Here is a 299-nt window from a genome sequence, read left to right as displayed (position 1 = left end):
CCCGACTTGGCGCAAATTTCAACGGCTGTAGCATGATCTCCACTAGTAAAGTAGCGGTTGCTTGCTATAACGCCGACACAATCCTGTGTAAGACGATTATGAATTCTTGAGATTTCAGGTTTGATATTTGTGTACAGTGCATCATAAATTTGTTGGAGTTCCGCTCCCGACACTGCCAAAAATATTTGAAAGCTGTATCTCACCTATATCCTCGCCTCCCTCCACAATGTCGTTCGCACTTCAGAACGAAGCCAAGTACTTGATGCAGGATCACGATAAACTGGGAGCGGAACTCCAAC

At 45.2% G+C, this 299-nt stretch carries 1 protein-coding gene; it reads right to left on the bottom strand.

Going from position 1 to position 299, the window contains the following annotated elements:
* On the bottom strand, nucleotides 1–203 hold a 203-nt coding region (locus AC0L20_RS40675), incomplete at its 3' end, for a hypothetical protein (RefSeq protein ID WP_473295773.1).
* Between the last annotated feature and the right edge of the window lie 96 nt (nucleotides 204–299).

This window comes from Bradyrhizobium sp. Kon58 (assembly GCF_055807455.1).
Note: the sequence above shows the minus strand (reverse complement) of the source record. Positions and strands in the feature narration are given on the sequence as shown.